The sequence below is a fragment of the Polaromonas sp. P1_E3 genome (assembly GCF_056405935.1).
In genome coordinates this window covers 1-588 of sequence record NZ_JBFUBD010000830.1, presented here as the reverse complement: position 1 = coordinate 588, position 588 = coordinate 1, and the positions used below count along the sequence as shown (strand labels likewise).

The following is a 588-nucleotide window of genomic DNA, read 5'->3' as shown; positions in this document are numbered from 1 at the left end:
GTTCAGGCGCGCGGCTCAGGGGCACGTCTTCCAGGTCAAGCGGGTCCACATCGAGGCCGGGGCGCAGGAACTGCTGCGACATGTTGATGATGACGTAGCGCGACCCCTCAGGATGCGGGATCACATGCACACGGTAAGGCAGGATGAAACTCAAATAGCCGCGCCGGAAGGGCCGCACCGTGCCGGCCACGTTCTGCTCGGTGTCGCCCTGCAGGCTGATCTGGATCTGGAAGTACTCATGCCGGTGCGGCCGCACCAGTGGCGGCCGAACCAGTTGCGACCGGATGTCGAAATCGAGGTGGTCGGCCCGCTCGGACATGCCGTAGGTCTTGATGTCTGTCATGCGCCGTATTCTCGGGCTTGGGCCTTTGCTGTTGTTTCTTTTCGGAATCTTTTATTTCTGTCTTGACAGAAATTTCAGACGGCGTATATTCAGAGCCATGGAACTCAGCCCCGTCGCCCGCAAATTCGTCGTCCACTGGGGAGAAATGGGCACTGCCTGGGGCGTGAACCGTACTGTTTCACAAATCCACGCCCTGCTTTTCTTCCACGGCCGCCCGCTGCATGCCGAAGACATCGCCGATACGC

General features: G+C 59.9%; 1 protein-coding gene and 1 pseudogene. One reads left to right on the top strand and one right to left on the bottom strand.

Annotated features, from left to right (window positions below):
* Nucleotides 1-343: pseudogene (locus AC1D0Z_RS23795) on the bottom strand (AraC family transcriptional regulator); the annotation flags it as partial.
* A 97-nt stretch (nucleotides 344-440) separates the two neighbouring features.
* Here AC1D0Z_RS23795 and AC1D0Z_RS23790 point away from each other — a divergent pair.
* On the top strand, nucleotides 441-588 hold a 148-nt coding region (locus tag AC1D0Z_RS23790), incomplete at its 3' end, for a GbsR/MarR family transcriptional regulator (RefSeq protein ID WP_477660572.1).